Here is an 18,242-nt window from a genome sequence, read left to right as displayed (position 1 = left end):
GTCACCTGTGACCCGCTCCCTGGCGCCCCGGCCACTCGCGGGGGGCGCTTCAAGCACGGGCCTTCTTCCAGCGACGGACGTCAGAGGGGGAATGGCAATATTTGCAGGGTGCGAACCGGCGGATGTGCCCACCCCGGACGAGGGCGTCTCCGGGGCCTGGGATGCCGGCTCGCGCTACCGGGGAAGCGCCGGGGGCGGGAGGGTGACGAGCCGGAGGGTGACCTCCGTCAGTCGGATGGCGGAGCGCACCGGGTCCACCTGGTAGAGGAGGACGAAGTCGCCCACGGTGAGGGACAGGGCCGTGTCCACGCCCGCCGCCTCGATGAAGCGCGGGTCCGGCAGCCGGCCTTCCGAGGCGAGCGCCGCCAGCGCCGTCAGCCGCTGCTGCAGGAGCCCATAGTCCTGATGGGAGAGATGGCCGAGCTGCCGCCACGCGGACGGAGCGACCTCGACCGCGTAGGCGGAGTGGGATGAAGGGGTGGGGGATTCCATGCCGGGACGCCCCCAAAGCAACCTCCGCACCACCGCGAAGCTGCCAGGAATCAGACGTTTGGACCGAGCCTCACGGCCGCCGACTGTAGGAATTCCGGAGCGCCTGAAGTGGACCCCTGTAACTTCTGCCGGAAGTCACGGCTCGGGGTGTCGCCACCGCGCGCATCGGCGCCCCGGGCCTGTTGGCACACCGACATCCCGGAGGATTCGCCGCGCGTTGCCGCTCCCGTGAGGAGGCGCAGACCCAATCATGCGGGCCCGCTGCCACGTGCGGGTGTCCTCGTCCTTCCATGCCGAGCATCGCCGACCTCATCGCAAGCCACCATGAGCTGCTCGTGCGGCGCTTCCTGGAGGAGGCCGGCAAGCTGGAGAGTGCCCGGGGGCTGAAGCCCGCCCAGGTCATCGACACGCTCCCGGAGTACCTCGACACCCTCGCCGCCATCTCCCGTCAGGGACACCGGGGAGCGCTGGCGCCCGCGAAGCGGCGGCGGGAGGAGCTGCACGTCGAGTCCCGCCTGCGGCTTGGCTACAACCAGGACGAGGTGACGAGCGAGTACGTCCTCCTGGGCCGGCTCATCGCCCAGCTCTGGGAGGCGCTGCCCCGGGAGGAGCAGCCGACCCCCGAGGACTCGCAGCTGCTCTTCGGCGAGCTGGACCAGGCGATGGACAACGCGGTGGCCGTCTTCACGGGCTACTCCGTGGAGGACCGCCAGCGCGAGAAGCGCACCGTGCGGCGGCTGGAGGCGATGGCGCCCAAGGCGCTGCGGCGCGATGAGCCGCTGGAGGCCCACCTGCTGCCCATGGTGCGGCTCATCCAGGAGGCCCTGGGGGCGGACGGGGCGGAGCTGTTCCTCCTCGGCGCACCGGGGACGCTGCGGCGCGTGGCGGCCTCGGGCCGGTGCGAGGCGGCCTCCGGGCCGGAGGGAGTGGTCTCCCTGGAGGAGGACTCGTTCCTGGCGCAGGTGGCCCGCTCCGAGGAGCCGCTGGTGCTGGCGGGCACGTCCGAGACGATGGCCCCGCTGCACGAGGGGCTGTGCGGCGGCCGGCTGCTCACGCTCATGGGGCTGCGGCTGTGGCCCCATGGCGAGCTGCTGGGCGTCATCTCCATCGGCGTCGCCCGCGCCCGGCCCTTCCAGCCCCAGGCCAAGCGCTACCTGGAGACGCTGGTGGAGTACCTCTCCGGCATCCTGGACCGGGCGTTCCTCTTCGGGCAGCTCCAGGAGGCCCACGCGCGCCTGGGCGCCTCCGAGGAGCGGTACCGGCTGGCCAGCCGCGCCATCACCGACGCCATCTGGGACTGGGATTTGCGCACCGACGTCGCCGGGTGGAGCGAGGGGGTGCAGGCGCTCTTCGGCTTCCCAACCGAGGAGATGCCGCCCGACATCTATTGGTGGCGCGCGCGCCTCCACCCGGATGACCGGGAGCGGGTGATGCGCAGCCTCCAGGTGGCCATCGAACGGGGAATGGACCGGTGGCGCGGCGAGTACCGAGTCCTCCACCGGGACGGACACTACGTGCACGTCACCGACCATGCAGTCATCTCCCGGGATGGGGCGGGCCGGGCCTCGCGCATCGTCGGGGCGATGCAGGACAGCAGCGTGCGCAAGCAGGCGGAGGAGGCGCGCGCGCGGCTGCTCCGGCGCGAGAGCCAGCGCGCCGAGCAGCTCCGGGGACTGGCGGCCGCGTCGGTGACCATCAGCGGCACCAGCACCCTGGACGCGGTGCTGCGGGTCATCACCGAGCAGGCGCGGGTGCTCATCGGCGCGCACCAGGCCGTCACGTCGATGGTGGGGAGCGGAGCGCGGCCCTCCGGCGCCGTCTCGTTCTCCGACAAGTACGCCGCGTGGCGGGGCTCGGCGCCCTCGCGGGAGGCTGCTGACCTCTACGTCCGCGTGGCGAAGACCCGGCGGCCGGTGCGTCTGACGCAGGCGGAGCTGGAGGCGCACCCGTACTGGAGGGCGCTGCGCGAGCCCGCGAGTGGCCAGCCGACGCCGCGGGGCTGGCTGGCGGCGCCGCTCATCGGACGGGACGGGGGGATGCTGGGGCTCATCCAGCTCTCCGACAAGAACGAAGGGGAGTTCACCGAGGAGGACGAGGCCATCCTCGTGCAGCTGGCGCAGCTGGCGAGCGTGGCCATCGAGAACGTCAAGCTCTACAGCGCGCTGAGCGCGAGCGAGGACCGGCTGCGGCTGGCGCTGATGGCGGCCCGCCTGGGCACGTGGGATTTGGACCCGGTGTCGGAGGAGCTGCGCTGGGACGAGCGCTGCAAGGCGCTCTTCGGGCTGCCGCCGGACGCGGAGGTGACGTGGGACACGTTCCTCACCGGGCTCCACCCGGAGGACCGGGAGTCCACGGCGGCCACCGTCCAGCGGGCGCTCGCGGGGGAGGACGGCGGGATGTTCAACGCCGAGTACCGCACCGTGGGGCTGAAGGATGGCGTGGAGCGCTGGGTGTCGGCGCATGGACAGGCCTTCTTCGACGAGCGGGGGCAGGCGGTGCGCTTCATCGGCACGGTGCTGGACGTCACCGAGCGCAAGCGCCTGGACGCGCGGCTGCAGCGGCGCGAGGAGGAGCTGCAGCGGCGGGCGGACCTGGAGGAGAAGCTCATCGGCATCGTCAGCCACGACTTGCGCAACCCGCTCAACGCCATCGGCTTCTCCACGTCGATGCTGCTGCGCCGCACGGACCTGGATGAGGCGGCGAGGCGGGGCATCGACCGCATCCGCAACGCCACCGGGCGCGCGGACCGGATGATTCGAGACCTGCTCGACTTCACGCAGGCGCGGCTTGGCGGGGGCATTCCGGTGCAGCGCAGGCCCGCGGACCTGAACGAGCTGGTGCGGGCGGTGGTGGAGGAGGTGCGGCTCGCCAACCCGGGGCGGCGCATCGACGTGGAGACGCGAGGGAGCGGCGCGGGCGAGTGGGACACGGACCGGCTGGCGCAGGTCGTCACGAATCTCCTGAGCAATGCGCTGCGCTATGGCTCGGAGACGCACCCGGTGCGGGTGGAGCTGCGGGCGGAGGACGGCTTCGTGGTGCTGGACGTGCACAACGCGGGCGAGCCCATCCGCCCGGAGGTGCTGCCCATCCTCTTCCAGCCGATGAAGCGGGGAGCGGGAGTCGGCCAGGTGACGAGCCGAGGCCTGGGACTCGGGCTCTACATCGTGGACCGCATCGTCCACGCCCACGAGGGCACGATTGCCGTGCGGTCCACGGTGGAGGAAGGGACGCGGTTCTCCTTGCGCCTGCCCCGGCGGGCGGGGCGGCAGGACGCGTAGTCACGCCGGGCTCCGCGTCCGGAGCGCGCGCTGCTCAGTTCGGCTCGCAGCCGATGCGCTGCCTGCCGATGGCCAGGTCATCCATCCACCAGTCGGTGGGCACCGAGAGGCCCTGGTAGAGGAAGACGCCGGCCTCCACCACCGTGAAGTGGGTGGCCTTCTCCTGCACCGGCCGTGTCGCGGTGGGCGGGTCGGAGAAGACGAAGCGCTCGGGCCATTCGAGCTCGACGCCATCGAGCCACACGCGCGGGTCGGCCGCCTGCGGCGAGTCGCCATTGGCTCCATCGAAGAGCCACTCCAGGCACGTCCATGCATCGAGCACCAGCGGTGTGCCGGACACCTGCACCCACTCCGGGAAGCCGGGCGGCTCGGGCGGGTGCCAGATGGCCATGTACTTCTGCTGATACGTGGCGACCTCGTACCAGTCGAGCGTGTCGAACGCGCGCTCACTGCTCCCGGGCCGCGGATAGCGCGCGTTGAAGAGGCCCGCGTGGGACATGGGCCGCGCGGGCGTCGTGTAGACCCAGACGCGGCCCCACAGCACGGGCCCGAAGTCGGCGGGCAGCTCGAAGCGCACTGTCTTCTTGGGCCCGCCCTGCGAGCCCTCCTTGCCGCCAACCAGCTGCCGGGCATGCAGCGCATACCGGCCCCGGCGCGCCCGCGAGTCGTCCACGCGCAGCTCGCCGCTGAACTCGTCGCGATACGGCGTCCAGCCGGCCGGCAGCGTGCCCTCCTCGAAGTCCCAGCACAGGGCCCCCGGGGCCGCACAGCCGGTGGCGGAGGCCATGGCCTCGCCGCTGTTGCCCCGGCCCGCCTGGCTGCGTGCGCAGCCGGCGGCGAAGGTGAGGACCCACAACGCGCTCAATACAGCGATTCGCAGATGCAACCCAATCACCTCTTTCGGACGGCCCCGGTCAGTGCGCGAGGGCGCTACACGCCATAGTGCAGCGTCAGGCTGCACATGTTGGCGCCGCACTGCCGGGGATGCCGGTGGCAGCCGGGCTGGGGCAGCCCCTTCGCGGCGCCGATGGCGGCCCGTGCGGCGGCCACCGCGGCCCGGGCCACCTGACCGTGGTGATTCCCCACCAGCGTCACCCCCGCGTACGTAGCGGCCACCGCGGCCCTGGCGGAGTCCCGCAGGGCGTTCTGCTGCCCGGCGGTGAGCGCCGCGGCGATGGGCGCCTCGGGCTGGACGGGGACGTGCGGCATCATCGCGGCGGCGGCGGCGAGCATGGCCGACACCAGCGGCGTCACGTTGGCCAGGCCCAGCCAATTCACGTAGGTGTAGACCGACCGGGCCAACTCGGGAGGCGCCTCTCCGTTGGTTGCGGAGTAGCCCATGGTCGTGCCCGCGGCCTCGAAGGCGGCCTCGGACGCGGCCCTGCCAACGGCCGCCTGGGTGGGAGGCGCCGCGGGGAAGGCGGCCACCACATTGGCGGCGTTCGCGGAACCCCCCAGGGTGGCGGTGAGCGCGGCGGTGGTGCCCGGATGCTGGGTGATGTCATAGGCCCGCTTCGTGGCCCGAGCGGAGCGGGTGCCGATGATGGGCCACGTGGCCACGCCATTGACCACGGTGGTGACGTTGATGGCCACCTGGCTGTGGGCTTCGGCGATGAGGGCACCCACCGGGTCCAGCCAGGCCTGGCAGGCCGCGGTCTGCACCGCCGTGCTCGCGGCATGGGCCTGGGCCAGGCTGTCCACCAGCTCGTTGCAGGGCGCGCCTCCCAGGTTCGGCGCCCGCACCTGGAGGTGCGTCTGGGCGGGCATGCCGGCGGGGGCCGCGGCGATGCGCGCGACGATGTTCGCCGCCTGGGGCTGGACGGACAGCCGCACGGCTTCGTAGGCGGCGGCGGCGGCGATGTGGCCCAGCTGCACGCTCGTCAGGTTGCCGCCCTGCGAGGCGACATGGGCGGCCGTGGTGGCGGAGGCCAGCACCGCGATGGCGGCGTCGCTGAGCTGATTTCCTCCACCTCCGGCGGCGAGCCCGGGGCCGGCCGGGGTGCTCGCGAACTTGAGCGCCACGTTGCCGCGCGGGCCGAAGTTCGGGCTCGCGCCGTCACGTCCGGAGGTCTGCATGGCCTGGGCATCCACGTACCCGCGGTTCGTATACGGCGTGACGCCGTCATCCCGGGGGTGGCCATACTTGTTGCCCGTGCCGAAGGAGTGGACGATGGGCCCGGCCCCTCCGAGCGGACGCGGGATGTGGTTCTGGACCTCCTCCGCGCCGTGGTGGGAGGCGACGAGGCCCACCAGATTCTGGTCACAGCCGTGCGCCGGGATGTTGGGGTAGTGCGCGTCCCCGGACATCAGGATGTACTGGCCCGCGTTGACGGGGTCCTCGATGCGCAGGGCGAAGCCCGTCTGGTTGTCGACGTCCCCGTTGTTCAGGTTGTTGTCGCACAGGATGATGGTGAAGTCCCCCACGTTGACGGCCGCTCCGCCGCCCAGGGTCGTGCGCTCGTAGAAGTCGGTGAGGTTGTAGATCTTTCTCCGGATGGCTTTGTGGATCTGGCCCATGCCCTGCGACTTGGCGGCCCAGGTGGTGTTGGCGGTGATGGCCGTGCTGAGGGGATTGGCGGCGAGGGCAATCTGGGCAGGCGCTTTGGTGCCGATGGAGGGAATGGCGCCGCGCCAGTGGTCCCAGTCCCAGTGGGAGAGCAGGAACCGGGGCCGGGCATGGTTGCAGTACTGGGGGCCGAGCTGGGGGTGACCATTCTCGGGGAAGGTGAACCGGTTGGGGCCCGCGCCCCCGCCCAGGTCGTAATACAGGATGACCTGTCCGCTGGCGTTGAAGACGGCATTCGCGGAGCCCTGGCCGATGTCGATCACGCCCACGAAGCTGGGCGTCATGCTGAAGCCCGCCGCGTTGTTTCCTCCTCCGGCAATCCAGGTGGCGACATGGAGGTTGAAGGCGGCGGTGTTGACCTCTTGATGTGCCATGAGCCGGGCTCCAGGAAGACGAGAGGGGCTAGCGCCCCGGGTAGCGTTGGGCCAGGTCCCCGGGGTGGGAGACCGCGACCAGGGCCTGAAGCTGTTGGGGGGTCGGAATCCGCAGCAGGGTGAGCCGCGTTGCGACTTCGTGGCCCGAGTTGAGGATGGTGGTGGGGTCCGTGCTGAAGATATTGGGCAGGTACTTGGTCGCCACGACGCTGTTGGGCACGGGCGTCGAGGTCTCCCCCAGCAGCCACCAGGAGCCGACCTGGAGCTGCTGGAGGGGCTTCGGGCCCTGCTCCGCGACGAGGCGCTGGTTGAGCGACGCAATCTGCGCCCGCTCCAGGGACACCTCGATGATGCAGGACTTCGCGGCGATGGCAATCTGGTCGAAGGGGAAGCCCGGCTGCGCCATCTGCCCCGCGTTCTGGATGAACCAGGGGGCCGCCATGCAGTCGAAGTAGAGGGTGTACCACCGCTCTCCGTTGGACAGGCGATCCTCGTCGATGTGGTCGATGAAGCCGAAGTAGGGATGGATGCGGGGAACGATGATGACGTCCCCCAGCGCCTTCTTCTTGGCCGGAACCGCGTAGACCTTGATTCTGACGCCCTTGTGCGAGGTGACGAAGGGCCGGGCCGCGGGCTGCCACCCGTTGGCATACTTCCGGTGGAGCCGCTCCATGTTGAGCCGGGGGCTCTTCTTCCGGATCCGATGTGACTTGCTGATTCCCAAGCGGAGTCCTCCCTATTCCGTCCCGCCCACGCCGACGTCCTCTTCGGCGGGCGGGGGAAGTGGTTCCTTGCCGAGCGGGCTGTAGAGCAGCTTGAGCTTCCGCTCGGTCGCGCCGTCCAGCTTCCCGGTCTCCTCCAGCCCGGCCCACTCCTGGAAGGTGTAGAGCGCATCCTCGAAGGTGCCAGACGCGGGCCCGTCCGCATCCAGGCCGAAGAGGCCCAGGTTCTCCAGCCGGCTCCGCTGTCCCGTCTCGAGGGCGACCGGGTCCATCTGTCCCAGCGCCAGCGTGTACGTGAAGGGCTCGTCCCCCTCCTCCTCACCGTCGAACCAGAGCTTCAGCACCCCCTCGGTGGCGTCGGCGGGGACCACGTGCTCCACGACTCCGGCGGAGGTCGTCCGCCCCTTCCACTGCTGGCCCTTCACCTCCAGGACGAAGGCCACGTCCGCATAGGGCTCGCCGAAGTCGTCCTTGAAGGCGATGCGGACCCAGACGTCGTCCTTCTCGCAGGGGAGCGTGGGGCTCTCGGCGTCCACGTCGGTGAACTCCTCGCGGGACTCCTGGTCCATCGCCTGGAACTTCTCGGTGCTCGAGCCTGTCGTTTTCTCGGGGGGTGGCACCTAGGCCTCCTGCTTCGCGAGCGCTTCCGTCGTCAGGGCGCAGAGGCGCTCCACCTTCTTGCCCGGGGTGAAGGCCTCCTCCTCGAGGATGGCCCGGGCCCACGGGTAGCGCGGGTCCTCGTCGAACGCGGGCCCCAGCGCCAGGGTGACATTCACGTAGCGGGCCATGTCCACCTCGGCGCGGAGCTCGTACTTCGCGGCCCGGTCGATGGCGTCCCCGACGCGCTCACGGAGCGCGGCGTCCTCCAGCGCCTCGCACTCCTCGCTCCAGTGCTTGCGCAGCTGCGCCACCAGCCGGTCGATGAATGCCTCCCGGCGCGTCAGCGCGAGCACGTCCAGCTGCTCGCGGCGAATCCGCATCATGCGGCCGCGTCCGCGAGCGCCAGTGTCCTGCGTGTGAGCGGCCCGCCCTCGCGGGAGTACGCGAGCAGCGCGTCGGCGCCCTCCGACTCGGCGTAGAACTGGTGGACGGTGCCGAAGAGGAAGTCCAGCTCCTCGGGGGTGCAGGTGGGCAGGTAGGCGCGCAGCACGCGCGGGTCGTAGTAGCGGAAGACCAGCGACTTGCCCCGCTCGTCACGGACCTTGAGGAAGCGGCGGAAGTGGCGCCGCAGCGGCTCCAGGCCCGGGGGGGCGCGCAGGAAGATGCCCCAGCTGTTTCCCCACGCCTCGCTCAGCAGGCTCATGGCCAGCGGGTGCTCGGGCTCCAGCCGGACGAGGTAGGGGGCCACCTCGAGGAGCTCCAGCGGCAGCTTCCCCGCGTAGAGGCAGCTGTGCGCGAAGCGCCCGTCCAGCACCCGCCGGTGGACGCGCGAGTCTCGCGCTCCGTCCAGGATGGCGTAGAGCTGGGTGCCGGGCGCGCGCGCGGCCTCGCGCTCGAACACGCGCAGCAGGGCAGCGAGGTGGGCGCTGCTCATGCCGCCTCACGCTGGCGCTTGCGCCGCTCGCACTCCTCGCAGAACGGCACGCCCTCCTGGGCCGCGCGCTTGAGCGCCTGGGCCTGAAGCGCGGGGTTGGGGAACAGCTCCTCCTCCGGCACGAGCACGGGGCGGGGCGCGGGAGGCTCCGGCCGCAGGGGCTCGGGCTCCTGCCAGGTCCACGCGCCCACGGTCTCCGAGACACGGAAGGCCACCAGCTCCCCGAGCTCGAAGGCGCGCGTCAGCCGCTCCCGGAGGAGCCGATCATGCCGGGCCCGCTCCAGGGACGTGAGCCCCCAGGGCGAAGCGCCGCCGAGCGCCGTGTACATCTCCAGGAGGGTGCCCCGCGCACACGTCAGCCAGTGCTCCAGGTGCCAGCACAGGAACTCCGAGGGCACCTGCGGGGCGGCGTCATCGGCCGGCCGGCCGCCGAGCGTCACCTCGTAGAGCTGGGGGCGTCCTCGGAGGCGCCAGGGGCCGGAGCGGGGGAGCGGCATTGGGGAGGTACCTCGAGGAGGGAAGTCGGTCGGGAGGCCGCGACGGGGAGGAGCGTTGCAGTCCGCGTGCCGGGTTGTATCCAGGGGCATCCCAGCGGGCCGGGCACGGGGGCATCAGAGTCAGCGTTCGCATGGGACGCGGCCCGCGTCCAGGTGGGACGCGTGCCACACGTGGAAGTGCCCCGCGCGGGCGTCCGGAGCGCCTCCAGTTGCCTACATGCAATGGCCTTGCAGCAGAAATCGGAGGGCCCCTGGCTGGTGCGTTCCAGTAATACGCGCTCACTCTGACGTTCGTGAGGGTCAGGTAATGCACGAAAAAATGGAAGCGGTATCTCGAAGTGCTTCCGCGCGTCGGTGGCCGGTGCCCTGGTGCTGCTGGCCCGCCTGGGGTTGACGCTGGCGGGCTGGGAGGGGGCGTCAGGGATGAGCCCGGCCTGGGCATCGTGGTCGTCGGACGCGAGCGGGCTTGTCCGGTGGGGTCAGGGGCTGGTGACCCTCAGGGCTAATTGGAGCAGGCTGAGCACGAAGGATCCCGGGGCGTGACTCCATGGAACGAAGGTTTTTTCGCCTCGCTATCGATGTGGATGTGCCGGGGCGCTGGTACCTGGGAGAGCCCACCCGCCTCACTGGAGAGGAACTCGAGGACGCCTGGGAGTTCAGCTACGGCCGGCCCGTCGAGCTGCGCGAGCGGTTGCTCGTTCCGCTGGACCGCCCTGGCAATCCCCTGGGCTTCGACACCGCGGGAGTGGGTCAAACGCCCGTCGTCAACGCACGGGTCGCATCCATCTTCCGTGAGCTGGCCCTCAGCGATGTGCAGCTGTTCCCGGTAGAGGTCCAGGGACAGGCTGAGACCTACTTCCTGGTGAACGTGACACGGACGGTCCGGTGCATTGACGACCAGAAGAGCGCGGAGGTTCAGCTCTACACGCGGGAAGACGGGCGGCCAGATCGGGTCGGGGAGTACCGCTCCGTGATTGGCCTGCGTATCGACAAGTCAAAGGTCGGCGACGCCCGCGTGTTCCGGCTCTGGGGCTGGCCCCCTCCCATCATTGTCGACGGGAATCTCAAGGGCGCTCTGGAGCGAGCCGGCATTCAGGGTGGACGGTTCGAAGAGGTCTGACGCGCGGCAGGCGCCGCATGTCCGGGGCCGTGTTCCACTGCTGCATCAGGTGCTCGGTGGCGCTCTCCGTGTACCCGGCGCGCAGTAGGGAGGACGTGCCGCTCACCGTCATCAGGAGCACGGCGATCTCGATTTCCACCACCTTCCTTCAGTCGTCCCAGTGAAGCGGTCCACCTCCGCCAGGCCGAGCACCACCGCGTGCAGGGGCCGTTTCGGAAGGAGCTACACCGGCGTGAACTTCACGCCGGTGGCCTTCACACGCTCCAGGGCCCGCTTGATGTCTTCGGAGACAATGAGGGCCATGGTCCAGCCTTCCGTGCGGAACACCTTGGCATCGCCCACCTTGCTGGGGTCGATGCGCAAGTCATCCACCGCGTAGTACTGACCTACCTTCCCGGGCAGCCCGTCTTCCGGCTTCCAGAACTGCACCTTGGAAGCCTTCTCGTCGATGCAGCGGATGAGCTTCGTGGCCACCAGGATGAGGTACTGGTCCGAGTGGCCTTTGATGCCCACAGGAAGGGTCTGCACGTCGTCTGGGGCCAGCTCCACGAAGAGGGTGGCCACCTTGACGTGGACGATGGGCGCAAGCCCCACGCCTGCCAGGGAGAAGTCCAGCGCCCTGCCCGGTTCGTCGATGGGGACGCTCAGAGGGCCTTCGACCTGGATGGGCCGCCCTGCCCTGAACATCCAAGGGTCTTCTACTTCCTGGCCCCGTGGGTCCTCGGGGTCCCCCAGGTACCAGTTACCGGCCTGGACGTTCTCGGCAATCCTGAAGAAGCGACTCGGCATGATGCGGTTCTAACCGTTACTTGCCGCGCGTCACGAGCCTGTTGAGCTCCGTTCCTTTCGTGACGACCTCCCTGGCCAGTTGTTGAAGCGCTCTTGTCAGGGCCGCGCGGCACTCCTCCACCCTGCGACAGGTCTCCGTCGCACCGTTCAATCTTTCGTGGACCAGTTCGTGGTACCGCTGTGGATGGGGACCGTTGTGGCCCTCGACCGGCACGATGTTCTCGGGGTCCTTCAGCTCCATCCCGGCCTTCTTGAAGAGCCTCCTGAACCGCGGCGTCCAGGGCCCGCCGCGAGCGGTGGAGATACTGTTCTTGTCCGTTGCGAGGTGATGGTCCCGGGTCCGGCCGCCGCGCATTCCCCGGTTCGCCATGGCGACCGCATTGGGGGCCAGCGCGATGGTGAAGCCCTCGGCGGCCATCGTCACGGACTGCACGCTTCCGACGGCCATGTACTGGTAGCCCGCTTGTGTCTCCACGGCGAGCGCTGCCTGCGCCGAGCCTGGCAGCCGCGACGCTTTCGCAGCCAGGCCGGCTGTGTTCCCGATGGCAGCTGTGGCCAGCATGATGAGAACGCGCGCCGCGTTCTCGCCGAGGACTTCGCCGTATGCCTCGCCCGCCTCGCTGAGCTGCTCGAAGGTGATGGCCTGGTCCACCTTGCGAACCAGGGATATCCACCCATCCAGCAGGCGCCACACCGTGTCCACGCCCAGGTAGGCGATGGCGGTGGCCGTCAGCAGAGCAGCCAGGCCCTTGCTCACCGGCTCGGGCAGCGACCAGAGGAGCAGGTACATGCTGACGGAGGCCGTCACCGTCGCCAAAAGTGCCTGCGGGTCCGCCATGTCCTCCAGCGCTTTGGCCGTCTCCTCCCAGACCGAGTCCATGGCGATGGCCATGGCCAGCGAGTACTTGCCGTCGCTGGCCAGCAGCGGGCCTTCGGCCAGCAGGCGCAGGCAGTCGCCGGGTTGCTTCTTACGCTCGCACCAGCGGCCATAGGCGCGCGTCAGTTCGTCATCCGAGTACGCCTCCAGCAGGCGCGGGCCGTCCGGGTGCTTCTCTTCTTCCTGGGGGACGAGCCGAGGGCTGCGGTGCTGGTACAGGTACACCCCGCCTCTTTCGGGGACTCCGAAGAGCTGGCGGGCCTCTCGCAATGGGTTGGCGAAGGGACGCACGTCCCGGGCGAGCGCCACCATGGCCTCCTCGAACTCATCGTCGTCCAACTCGACGGGCCCGGTACCTTCCTCCTCGAAAGGCGTGTGGACGATGGGAGGTCCGTTCCCTATGTCCAGTCGCACGACCCTCGTGGTCGAGCAGCCCGCGACGGCAAGCGCCAGCACCAGCCAGATGACCCCGCGCGCTCTCATCCACGTCCTCCGGTTCTGGGCTCGGTCCCATGAGACTGAAGCCAGGAATACCAGAAGAATCTGACAAGGCGCGGAGAGGCTGAACCCTGGGGCTCAGGCTGGCGCGGGACTCAAGTGGTCATGCGCCCATCTTCATGTTGGTGACGTCAAGACCCCAAAATACTCCTGCCTCCGGGCGCGCGGGCGCTTCAGAGAACAGGGGCAGGTGGGGTGTGTCGTCGCGGTGCGGTGTGCTCGGGGGCTACGGGGGCAGTGAGCGGAGCGGAGGGAACATAGGCCCCGCGAAGATCTCCCCAGGGATTCTGGGGAGCACCGCTGTACAGGCTCCTGCCGCCGTCTTGGCGGCTTACACCGAGAACAGTCATAGTGGCCCTTCGAGGTGGGCAATGCTCCCAGTACGTCCAATAAGCTTGGCGGCGCTGCTGGTGGTCGTGGCGACGGCCAGCCCCGGATGCGCCCATACGCAGCAGCCAGAGCGAAAAGTCTACGTCATTTCCGAGGACGCGAGCGGAGTCGGCTCTGACGTCGGGAGCGGAACTGGTGGGTCTGGGGCGGAAGCTTACTGCAACGAACTGCAAAAGCAGTGCTTCAAGGCATGCTGGAATCGTAAACCAAGCATTTCAAGCATCAAGAAGGGCTCCGGCATGCACCATGAGCACTGTACCAAGACGTGCCGCGAAGAGTTCATGAGGTGCATCCAGGAGCAGGAGGAACTGGAGCGGCAGGATTCGCAGAAGAAGGAGCTTCACTTTCCCACCATGAATGCTGCGCTCGAATGGCTCAGGGAGCACAAGACCGAGGTGGCGGTTGGTACCATCGTCATCGTCGCGGGCGTGATTGCCGCTCCCTACGTCGTTGCCATCGCAGCGGGTGGTGCGCTGGTTCTTGCCCCACTGTGAGCGAGTGGCGGATATCAGGTGACGATATGGCACAGACGCCAGGTCTCGATTTGGAAGGCATGCTCCTCGCTCTGAACCCTTTCATCGAAAATCAAGCGGAGGGCTCGAAGGAACGGGAGGCGCTCAAGCTTGCCCAGGCCGCATTGCTCTATATCCAAGACAGTGCGCAGGAGGACGACTTCGCCAAGTATTACAAGAAGTTTTCCGATACGTCCTTCACGGTCGAGGTCTCTCATGATTTCGCGACGCGAGAGGAGGCGGACCAGTGGCTTGTCAGCGGGAAGGCCCGGGATTCCGAGCGTGTGAGGATCGCTGGAAAAGGCTTCATGGTCGTTCAAGCGCAAGGGAGGTTGCTGTTCATGGTCGCGCCTCTTCCTGAAGAGTTGAAGACGGATGAAGACTGGAAGGAAGAGCCCGAGTAGGTGCTTCGTCTTGAACTGCGCGCCTGCTGGCAGCAGGTAGGATGCCGTCGGCGCGCGCACATGTTCATGTTTGGGGCCTCCCGGCTTGGGCGAACCCCGGCTGCTGGTGGACTTCGCCCTGCACCCACCCGTCCTCAGAAGGCGCCGCCCACGGTGAGCACCGCGCCCCCGGAGGACGGCACCACGGCGACGCGCGGCAGGCGCCGCATGTCCGGGTCCGTGTTCCACTGCCGCACCAGGTGCTCGGTGGCGCTCTCCGTGTACTCGGCGCGCAGCAGGTAGGACGTGCCGCTCACCGCCATCAGGAGCGCGGCAATCTCGGTCTCCACCACCTCCCTGCGGTTGACTCCCGTGAAGCGGTCCACCTCCGCCAGGCCGAGGATCATCACGGCCGACCCCATGCAGAGCCAGCCTATCGTCGCGAGCTGGCGGCGGACCTTCCGCTCCTGTGCGAGGAAGCGGTTGAGCCGGTAGTCCACGCGGGCAATGGTGTGGCCCGGGTCCACCGAGGGGTCCGCGTTCGACGCGCGGAACTCCTCCAGCAGGGCCTGCGGGTCCTCGCGCCGCACCTGCTGAAGGAAGTCCACGCCGCTGAAGATGAGCCCCACGCCCAGCGTGGCGATGCCCTCCGCCTGCGATTGCAAGTCCCCCTGCCCGATGAGGACGGCGCCGGAGCCCACCGTCGACGCCAGCGACGCGCCGAAGAGGATGCTCTGTGTGCGACGCTTGTCCAACTCCACCGCGCTGAAGGTCTCCACCAGCTGCCGCATGCGCTCACGGTCCGCCAGGGAGATTCCGTACATGGGCGGAGGACTGGCGCTCCGGGCCTGCTCGAAGGCGGCCAGCGCCTGGGGACCGAAGGGCGTCGCGAAGAGCTGGCGGAGCTGGTCCTGCACGCCGCGCGAGGCCGGCGGCGCGGACGCGGGAGTGAAGCTCGCCAGCTCGACCGCGGCACCGGGCGGCACCTCTCCCAGAGACCAGCGCACGCCGTCGGCCCCGTCGGGGCGCTCCACCTCCAGGCCGCGCGCCACCCCGGGCGGCAGCCGCAGCGCCAGCGGCACCCCGGCCTCCTTGTGGAGGTCCACCCACCGCAGGCCCTGTGAATCTCGCAGCGTGAGGCGCACCGCGGGCGGAGCGTCCACCGTCAGCGTCACCGCCGAGCGCACCGCCCGCAGGTCCACCAGCGGAGCCTGGGCGCTGCGCCCCGGGCCGAGCGCGAAGATGCGGGGCCGGAACAGCGGGTTGGGAATCTCCTGGGCGGCGACGCTCGCGAAGGCCTCCAGCTCCGCGTAGGTGACGCGCCCGTCCGCGTCCGCGTCGGCGGCGCCCATCAACCCCGCGCGCACCACGTGGCTGAACACGCCGGACTGCAGCTCGGACCACTCGTACACCTCGGCCTCGGCGCTGGTGGACAGCAGCACGCCCACCGCGGGCAGCCGCCGCGCCAGGTGCTGCGTCATGTCCGCGGGGGTGGCGTAGCGCCGCCCACCCGCCTTGCGCGGGCTCACCACGAAGAAGGAGTTGCAGCTGTCCAGGATGACGTGCGCGCGCGTGGCGTCCACCTGACGCAGCAGCGCCTGAAGGTCGTCCGCGTCGAAGGGCCGGTCCGCCAGCTCCAGGAAGCCGCGCCCCTGGTCCACGTCCCCGTGGCCGGCGAAGACGAAGTAGAAGTCCACCTCGCGCCCGGAGCGCTTCGCCTCGGCGATGCGCTCGGCGAGCGACCGGGCCGCCTCCGCCACGTTCCCCGAGGTGGGCGGGCGCGCCACCGGCACGAGCGCCGGGAAGAGCCGCCGGGTATCTGCGTCCAGCTCCGTGAGGAGCACCACACCCCCGGGCTCCGCGAGCATGGAGAAGACGTCGTGGTACTTCGCCCCATCGTCGTCCGCGTACTGGAGCACCGACCGGCCGGGTGCGAAGCCGCGGTTGTTGGACACCACCAGCGCGAACACAGCAGGCGGAGAGGCTGGAGCCTCTGCCGCGGCGGTGGCCGACAGCGTGAGTGCGATGAGGAGTGGCAGCGGAGACTTCAAGGCCCCGCCCCTGTCCTTGCCAGGACGATGGAGACTGTCTCCACCGTCGCCTCCGGCCATCGCCGTCGCAGCGCTTCGGGAGTGCGCGCCTCCGGTGGGAGTGACTCGATGTCCTGGACTCCCAGCGGCGCGCGGGTGACGACGGACACGAGCCGCAGCGGCCCGGACGCCGGCTCCTCCAGCACCACGACTTCCTCCATCGCCCGAGCCTCCGCCGACGGCTCCAGCCTCACCGACGGCTCGTTCGCATCCTCGCGCAGGTGGGCCGGGTAGAGCCAGTGCACCTCACCCCTCGCGTCCTGCGCGAAAGCCAGCAGGTACACCGGTGCTTGTGTGTCCAGGTTGCGATAGCGCACCCCGAAGCCCGACTCCGCCGGCACCACCGCGCCGGAGGCCAGCGGCGCGGCGCCCGAGCCCGGCGTGTGGAAGGTGATGCCCACGCTCCGAGCCAACGTCGCCTCCACCGGCCCGGCGCCGCGTGCCGTCCACGTCGTCTCGCCGGGAAGGGGCGTGGGCGTGGGCCGCAGGACGAACAGCGCGAGACCGGCGGCGAGCGCCGCGGCGGCCCCGCCCATCCAGGGCCGGAAGCGGATGGGACGTACCCGCCGCTCGGGAGGACCCGCGCGCACCCGGCGCAGCACCCGCGCCACGGCTTCGTCAGGAGGCGCGGCGGGCTCCAGCGGCGCGGCGATGCGCGCGACGAGCGCCTCCGTCCCTCCCAGCTCGGCCTGGCAGCGCGCGCAGTCCCGGGCATGGGCACGCAGGGTCCGCGCGTCGTCCTCGGAGAGCTGCCGGTCGACGAGTCGCGGCCATACCGACGGCTCGGGGCATGGCGACGTCACGAAACACCTCCTGGCACCCTGGCGCGGAGCTTCTTCAGGCCATGGAACACGCGCGAGCGGACCGTGGCCTCGTTGCGCCCGACGATGCGGGAAATCTCCGCGTAGTCGAGCTCCTGGTCGAACCGTAGCAACAGCACCTCGCGGAACTTGTCGGGCAGCTCCAGCATCGCCTCGCGCACGCGCCGCTGCTGCTCTCGTTCCAGCAGTTGGTCCACCGCGCTCGCGGCGGCCGGCGAGGACACGGCTTCTCTCCGGGCCACGTCGTGTGCCTCCGCTTGCCAGCGTCCGCGCCGGCCCGAGTCTCGCGCGCGGTTGCGGCACAGGTTGCGCGCGACGGTGAGCATGAAGACGACGAAGGGCGCGCGGGGCTGGTAGTCGCGGCGCGTCTCCCACACCCGCACCAGCGTCTCCTGAGCCAGTTCGTCGCCCTCGGCCGCGCTGCCCACGGACTTGCCGCAGAAGCGCGCCAGACGGGGGTGGTGCCGGCGCACGAGCTGCTCGAAGGCCTCCGCGGAGCCCGCGCCGGACAGGAGCATCAGCTCCTCGTCGGTGCGCACCTCGAGCCCACGCCGAGCGTCCCCTGGAAAGGGAAGGACCTTGGGCGCGTCGTTGGCGGAGTCCGTCATGGTGCGGCGCTCGGGGCAGTCTACTGGAGCTTCCTCTCGGAGCCTCCTAGAGAACGGAGAAGCCGCCGGAGATGCCCAGGAGGATGCCGCCCGGCCGGGAGAAGCGCAGCGCCTGCTCCTCGGCGTCGGTCAGCTCGCGCCTTCCGGTGGCGCGGTACTCCGCGGGGCGCAAGCGGAAGGCCCAGCCCGCCTCGAAGGCGAGCCAGCCGCGCGAGCCGAGGTCCATGCGGTAGCCCAGCGAGGCATTCGCGGTGGTGGCACCCGCGCGGCTGATGCGCACCTCGTCCCTGGAGTCCTCATCGAAATAGCTATCGTGTCCGAGGTTGTACGCCAGCGCGCCCTGCAGGAAGAAGGAGCGCGAGACACCCAGCGGGTACACGCGGGAGTGTGCGGTGAAACGGGGGCCCCACAGTCCTCCGCCCACGCCCGCGCCCAGGGACAGGAAGTCCACCAGTCGCACGTCGGCCGCCACGCCGAAGCCGGTGAAGAAGCCCACTCCCCCGGCATTGTTGAAGCCGAAGCTGCCGCCCACATCGAGCCGGTGGGCATGGGACGGCGTGTTGAGCACGGAGCCGGGCGGCCCCGCGGGCACGCGTTCCTCGGCCTGGGCGAGCGTGGACAGGGTGAGCGTGGCCAACAGCGAGGCAGCCACGGCGTGGGCGGTCTTCATGGGGTTCTCCGGGGGACCCGA

General features: G+C 69.9%; 18 protein-coding genes. 4 read left to right on the top strand and 14 right to left on the bottom strand.

Going from position 1 to position 18,242, the window contains the following annotated elements; translation table 11 throughout:
- Positions 1–174 precede the first annotated feature (174 nt).
- Positions 175–492 carry a type II toxin-antitoxin system RelE family toxin gene (locus G4D85_RS30330; protein ID WP_164017524.1) on the bottom strand — a complete coding sequence of 106 codons (318 nt, stop codon included), beginning with the start codon at positions 490–492 and terminating at the stop codon, positions 175–177.
- 290 nt (positions 493–782) lie between these two features.
- Here G4D85_RS30330 and G4D85_RS30325 point away from each other — a divergent pair, with 290 nt between their 5' ends.
- A complete protein-coding gene (locus G4D85_RS30325) occupies positions 783–3,770 on the top strand; it encodes a PAS domain-containing protein (RefSeq protein ID WP_164017523.1) in 2,988 nt (995 codons plus the stop codon).
- Between the two features lie 34 nt (positions 3,771–3,804).
- Here G4D85_RS30325 and G4D85_RS30320 read toward each other — a convergent pair whose 3' ends face one another.
- From G4D85_RS30320 to G4D85_RS30290, 7 genes are read right to left on the bottom strand one after another with little or no spacing between them, the layout of a single operon-like run.
- On the bottom strand, positions 3,805–4,665 hold the full coding sequence (locus G4D85_RS30320) for a hypothetical protein (protein ID WP_420821731.1): 861 nt from the start codon (positions 4,663–4,665) through the stop codon (positions 3,805–3,807).
- Between the two features lie 35 nt (positions 4,666–4,700).
- Positions 4,701–6,710 carry a ComEC/Rec2 family competence protein gene (locus tag G4D85_RS30315; protein ID WP_164017521.1) on the bottom strand — a complete coding sequence of 670 codons (2,010 nt, stop codon included), beginning with the start codon at positions 6,708–6,710 and terminating at the stop codon, positions 4,701–4,703.
- Between the two features lie 28 nt (positions 6,711–6,738).
- The gene (locus G4D85_RS30310) at positions 6,739–7,434 is read right to left on the bottom strand and encodes a hypothetical protein (RefSeq protein ID WP_164017520.1); all 696 of its coding nucleotides are present in this window, start codon (positions 7,432–7,434) and stop codon (positions 6,739–6,741) included.
- 12 nt (positions 7,435–7,446) lie between these two features.
- Positions 7,447–8,052 (bottom strand): peptidoglycan-binding domain-containing protein, encoded by a 606-nt coding sequence (locus G4D85_RS30305; RefSeq protein ID WP_164017519.1) that lies wholly within the window; start codon positions 8,050–8,052, stop codon positions 7,447–7,449.
- Complete coding sequence (locus G4D85_RS30300) at positions 8,053–8,415, bottom strand: hypothetical protein (RefSeq protein ID WP_164017518.1); 363 nt, start codon at positions 8,413–8,415, stop codon at positions 8,053–8,055.
- Positions 8,412–8,966 carry a DUF4123 domain-containing protein gene (locus G4D85_RS30295; protein ID WP_164017517.1) on the bottom strand — a complete coding sequence of 185 codons (555 nt, stop codon included), beginning with the start codon at positions 8,964–8,966 and terminating at the stop codon, positions 8,412–8,414. The genes G4D85_RS30300 and G4D85_RS30295 overlap by 4 nt, the downstream gene beginning before the upstream one ends.
- Positions 8,963–9,463, bottom strand: a complete 501-nt coding sequence (locus G4D85_RS30290; RefSeq protein ID WP_164017516.1) for a hypothetical protein — start codon at positions 9,461–9,463, stop codon at positions 8,963–8,965. The genes G4D85_RS30295 and G4D85_RS30290 overlap by 4 nt, the downstream gene beginning before the upstream one ends.
- A gap of 547 nt (positions 9,464–10,010) precedes the next feature.
- On the opposite strand from G4D85_RS30290, the gene G4D85_RS30285 reads away from it, so the two are divergent.
- A complete protein-coding gene (locus tag G4D85_RS30285; RefSeq protein WP_164017515.1) occupies positions 10,011–10,583 on the top strand; it encodes an imm11 family protein in 573 nt (190 codons plus the stop codon).
- Between the two features lie 222 nt (positions 10,584–10,805).
- Here the strand turns inward: G4D85_RS30285 and G4D85_RS30280 are convergent, their stop codons facing one another.
- Complete coding sequence (locus G4D85_RS30280; RefSeq protein WP_164017514.1) at positions 10,806–11,372, bottom strand: imm11 family protein; 567 nt, start codon at positions 11,370–11,372, stop codon at positions 10,806–10,808.
- Positions 11,373–11,388: 16 nt separating this feature from the next.
- Positions 11,389–12,732, bottom strand: a complete 1,344-nt coding sequence (locus G4D85_RS30275; RefSeq protein WP_164017513.1) for an AHH domain-containing protein — start codon at positions 12,730–12,732, stop codon at positions 11,389–11,391.
- A gap of 410 nt (positions 12,733–13,142) precedes the next feature.
- Between G4D85_RS30275 and G4D85_RS30270 the strand changes: the two genes are divergently transcribed.
- A complete protein-coding gene (locus tag G4D85_RS30270; protein ID WP_240359579.1) occupies positions 13,143–13,631 on the top strand; it encodes a hypothetical protein in 489 nt (162 codons plus the stop codon).
- A gap of 26 nt (positions 13,632–13,657) precedes the next feature.
- Complete coding sequence (locus tag G4D85_RS30265) at positions 13,658–14,053, top strand: hypothetical protein (protein WP_164017511.1); 396 nt, start codon at positions 13,658–13,660, stop codon at positions 14,051–14,053.
- Positions 14,054–14,187: 134 nt separating this feature from the next.
- On the opposite strand, the gene G4D85_RS30260 is transcribed toward G4D85_RS30265, so the two are convergent.
- From G4D85_RS30260 to G4D85_RS30245, 4 genes are read right to left on the bottom strand one after another with little or no spacing between them, the layout of a single operon-like run.
- Positions 14,188–16,083 (bottom strand): hypothetical protein, encoded by a 1,896-nt coding sequence (locus tag G4D85_RS30260; protein ID WP_164017510.1) that lies wholly within the window; start codon positions 16,081–16,083, stop codon positions 14,188–14,190.
- Positions 16,080–16,925 carry a hypothetical protein gene (locus tag G4D85_RS30255; RefSeq protein WP_164017509.1) on the bottom strand — a complete coding sequence of 282 codons (846 nt, stop codon included), beginning with the start codon at positions 16,923–16,925 and terminating at the stop codon, positions 16,080–16,082. Before G4D85_RS30255 ends, G4D85_RS30260 begins: the two co-directional genes overlap by 4 nt.
- On the bottom strand, positions 16,922–17,551 hold the full coding sequence (locus G4D85_RS30250; protein WP_164017508.1) for an RNA polymerase sigma factor: 630 nt from the start codon (positions 17,549–17,551) through the stop codon (positions 16,922–16,924). The genes G4D85_RS30255 and G4D85_RS30250 overlap by 4 nt, the downstream gene beginning before the upstream one ends.
- 46 nt (positions 17,552–17,597) lie before the next feature.
- Positions 17,598–18,221, bottom strand: coding sequence for a hypothetical protein (locus G4D85_RS30245; RefSeq protein WP_164017507.1), 624 nt, complete (start codon positions 18,219–18,221; stop codon positions 17,598–17,600).
- Between the last annotated feature and the right edge of the window lie 21 nt (positions 18,222–18,242).

It is taken from the genome of Pyxidicoccus trucidator (genome assembly GCF_010894435.1).
Classification (GTDB): Bacteria; Myxococcota; Myxococcia; order Myxococcales; family Myxococcaceae; genus Myxococcus; species Myxococcus trucidator.
The sequence above is the reverse complement of the archived record's forward strand: the minus strand, read 5'-3'. Positions and strand labels throughout refer to the sequence as shown.

Bases quoted from the DNA above. Each gene is read 5' to 3' on its own strand.
- G4D85_RS30325 (WP_164017523.1), top strand. From the start codon at position 783: ATGCCGAGCATCGCCGACCTCATCGCAAGCCACCATGAGCTGCTCGTG.
- G4D85_RS30330 (WP_164017524.1), bottom strand. From the start codon at position 492: ATGGAATCCCCCACCCCTTCATCCCACTCCGCCTACGCGGTCGAGGTC.
- G4D85_RS30295 (WP_164017517.1), bottom strand. From the start codon at position 8,966: ATGAGCAGCGCCCACCTCGCTGCCCTGCTGCGCGTGTTCGAGCGCGAG.
- G4D85_RS30280 (WP_164017514.1), bottom strand. From the start codon at position 11,372: ATGCCGAGTCGCTTCTTCAGGATTGCCGAGAACGTCCAGGCCGGTAAC.
- G4D85_RS30245 (WP_164017507.1), bottom strand. From the start codon at position 18,221: ATGAAGACCGCCCACGCCGTGGCTGCCTCGCTGTTGGCCACGCTCACC.
- G4D85_RS30315 (WP_164017521.1), bottom strand. From the start codon at position 6,710: ATGGCACATCAAGAGGTCAACACCGCCGCCTTCAACCTCCATGTCGCC.
- G4D85_RS30265 (WP_164017511.1), top strand. From the start codon at position 13,658: ATGGCACAGACGCCAGGTCTCGATTTGGAAGGCATGCTCCTCGCTCTG.
- G4D85_RS30250 (WP_164017508.1), bottom strand. From the start codon at position 17,551: ATGACGGACTCCGCCAACGACGCGCCCAAGGTCCTTCCCTTTCCAGGG.
- G4D85_RS30300 (WP_164017518.1), bottom strand. From the start codon at position 8,415: ATGATGCGGATTCGCCGCGAGCAGCTGGACGTGCTCGCGCTGACGCGC.
- G4D85_RS30285 (WP_164017515.1), top strand. From the start codon at position 10,011: ATGGAACGAAGGTTTTTTCGCCTCGCTATCGATGTGGATGTGCCGGGG.
- G4D85_RS30275 (WP_164017513.1), bottom strand. From the start codon at position 12,732: ATGAGAGCGCGCGGGGTCATCTGGCTGGTGCTGGCGCTTGCCGTCGCG.
- G4D85_RS30290 (WP_164017516.1), bottom strand. From the start codon at position 9,463: ATGCCGCTCCCCCGCTCCGGCCCCTGGCGCCTCCGAGGACGCCCCCAG.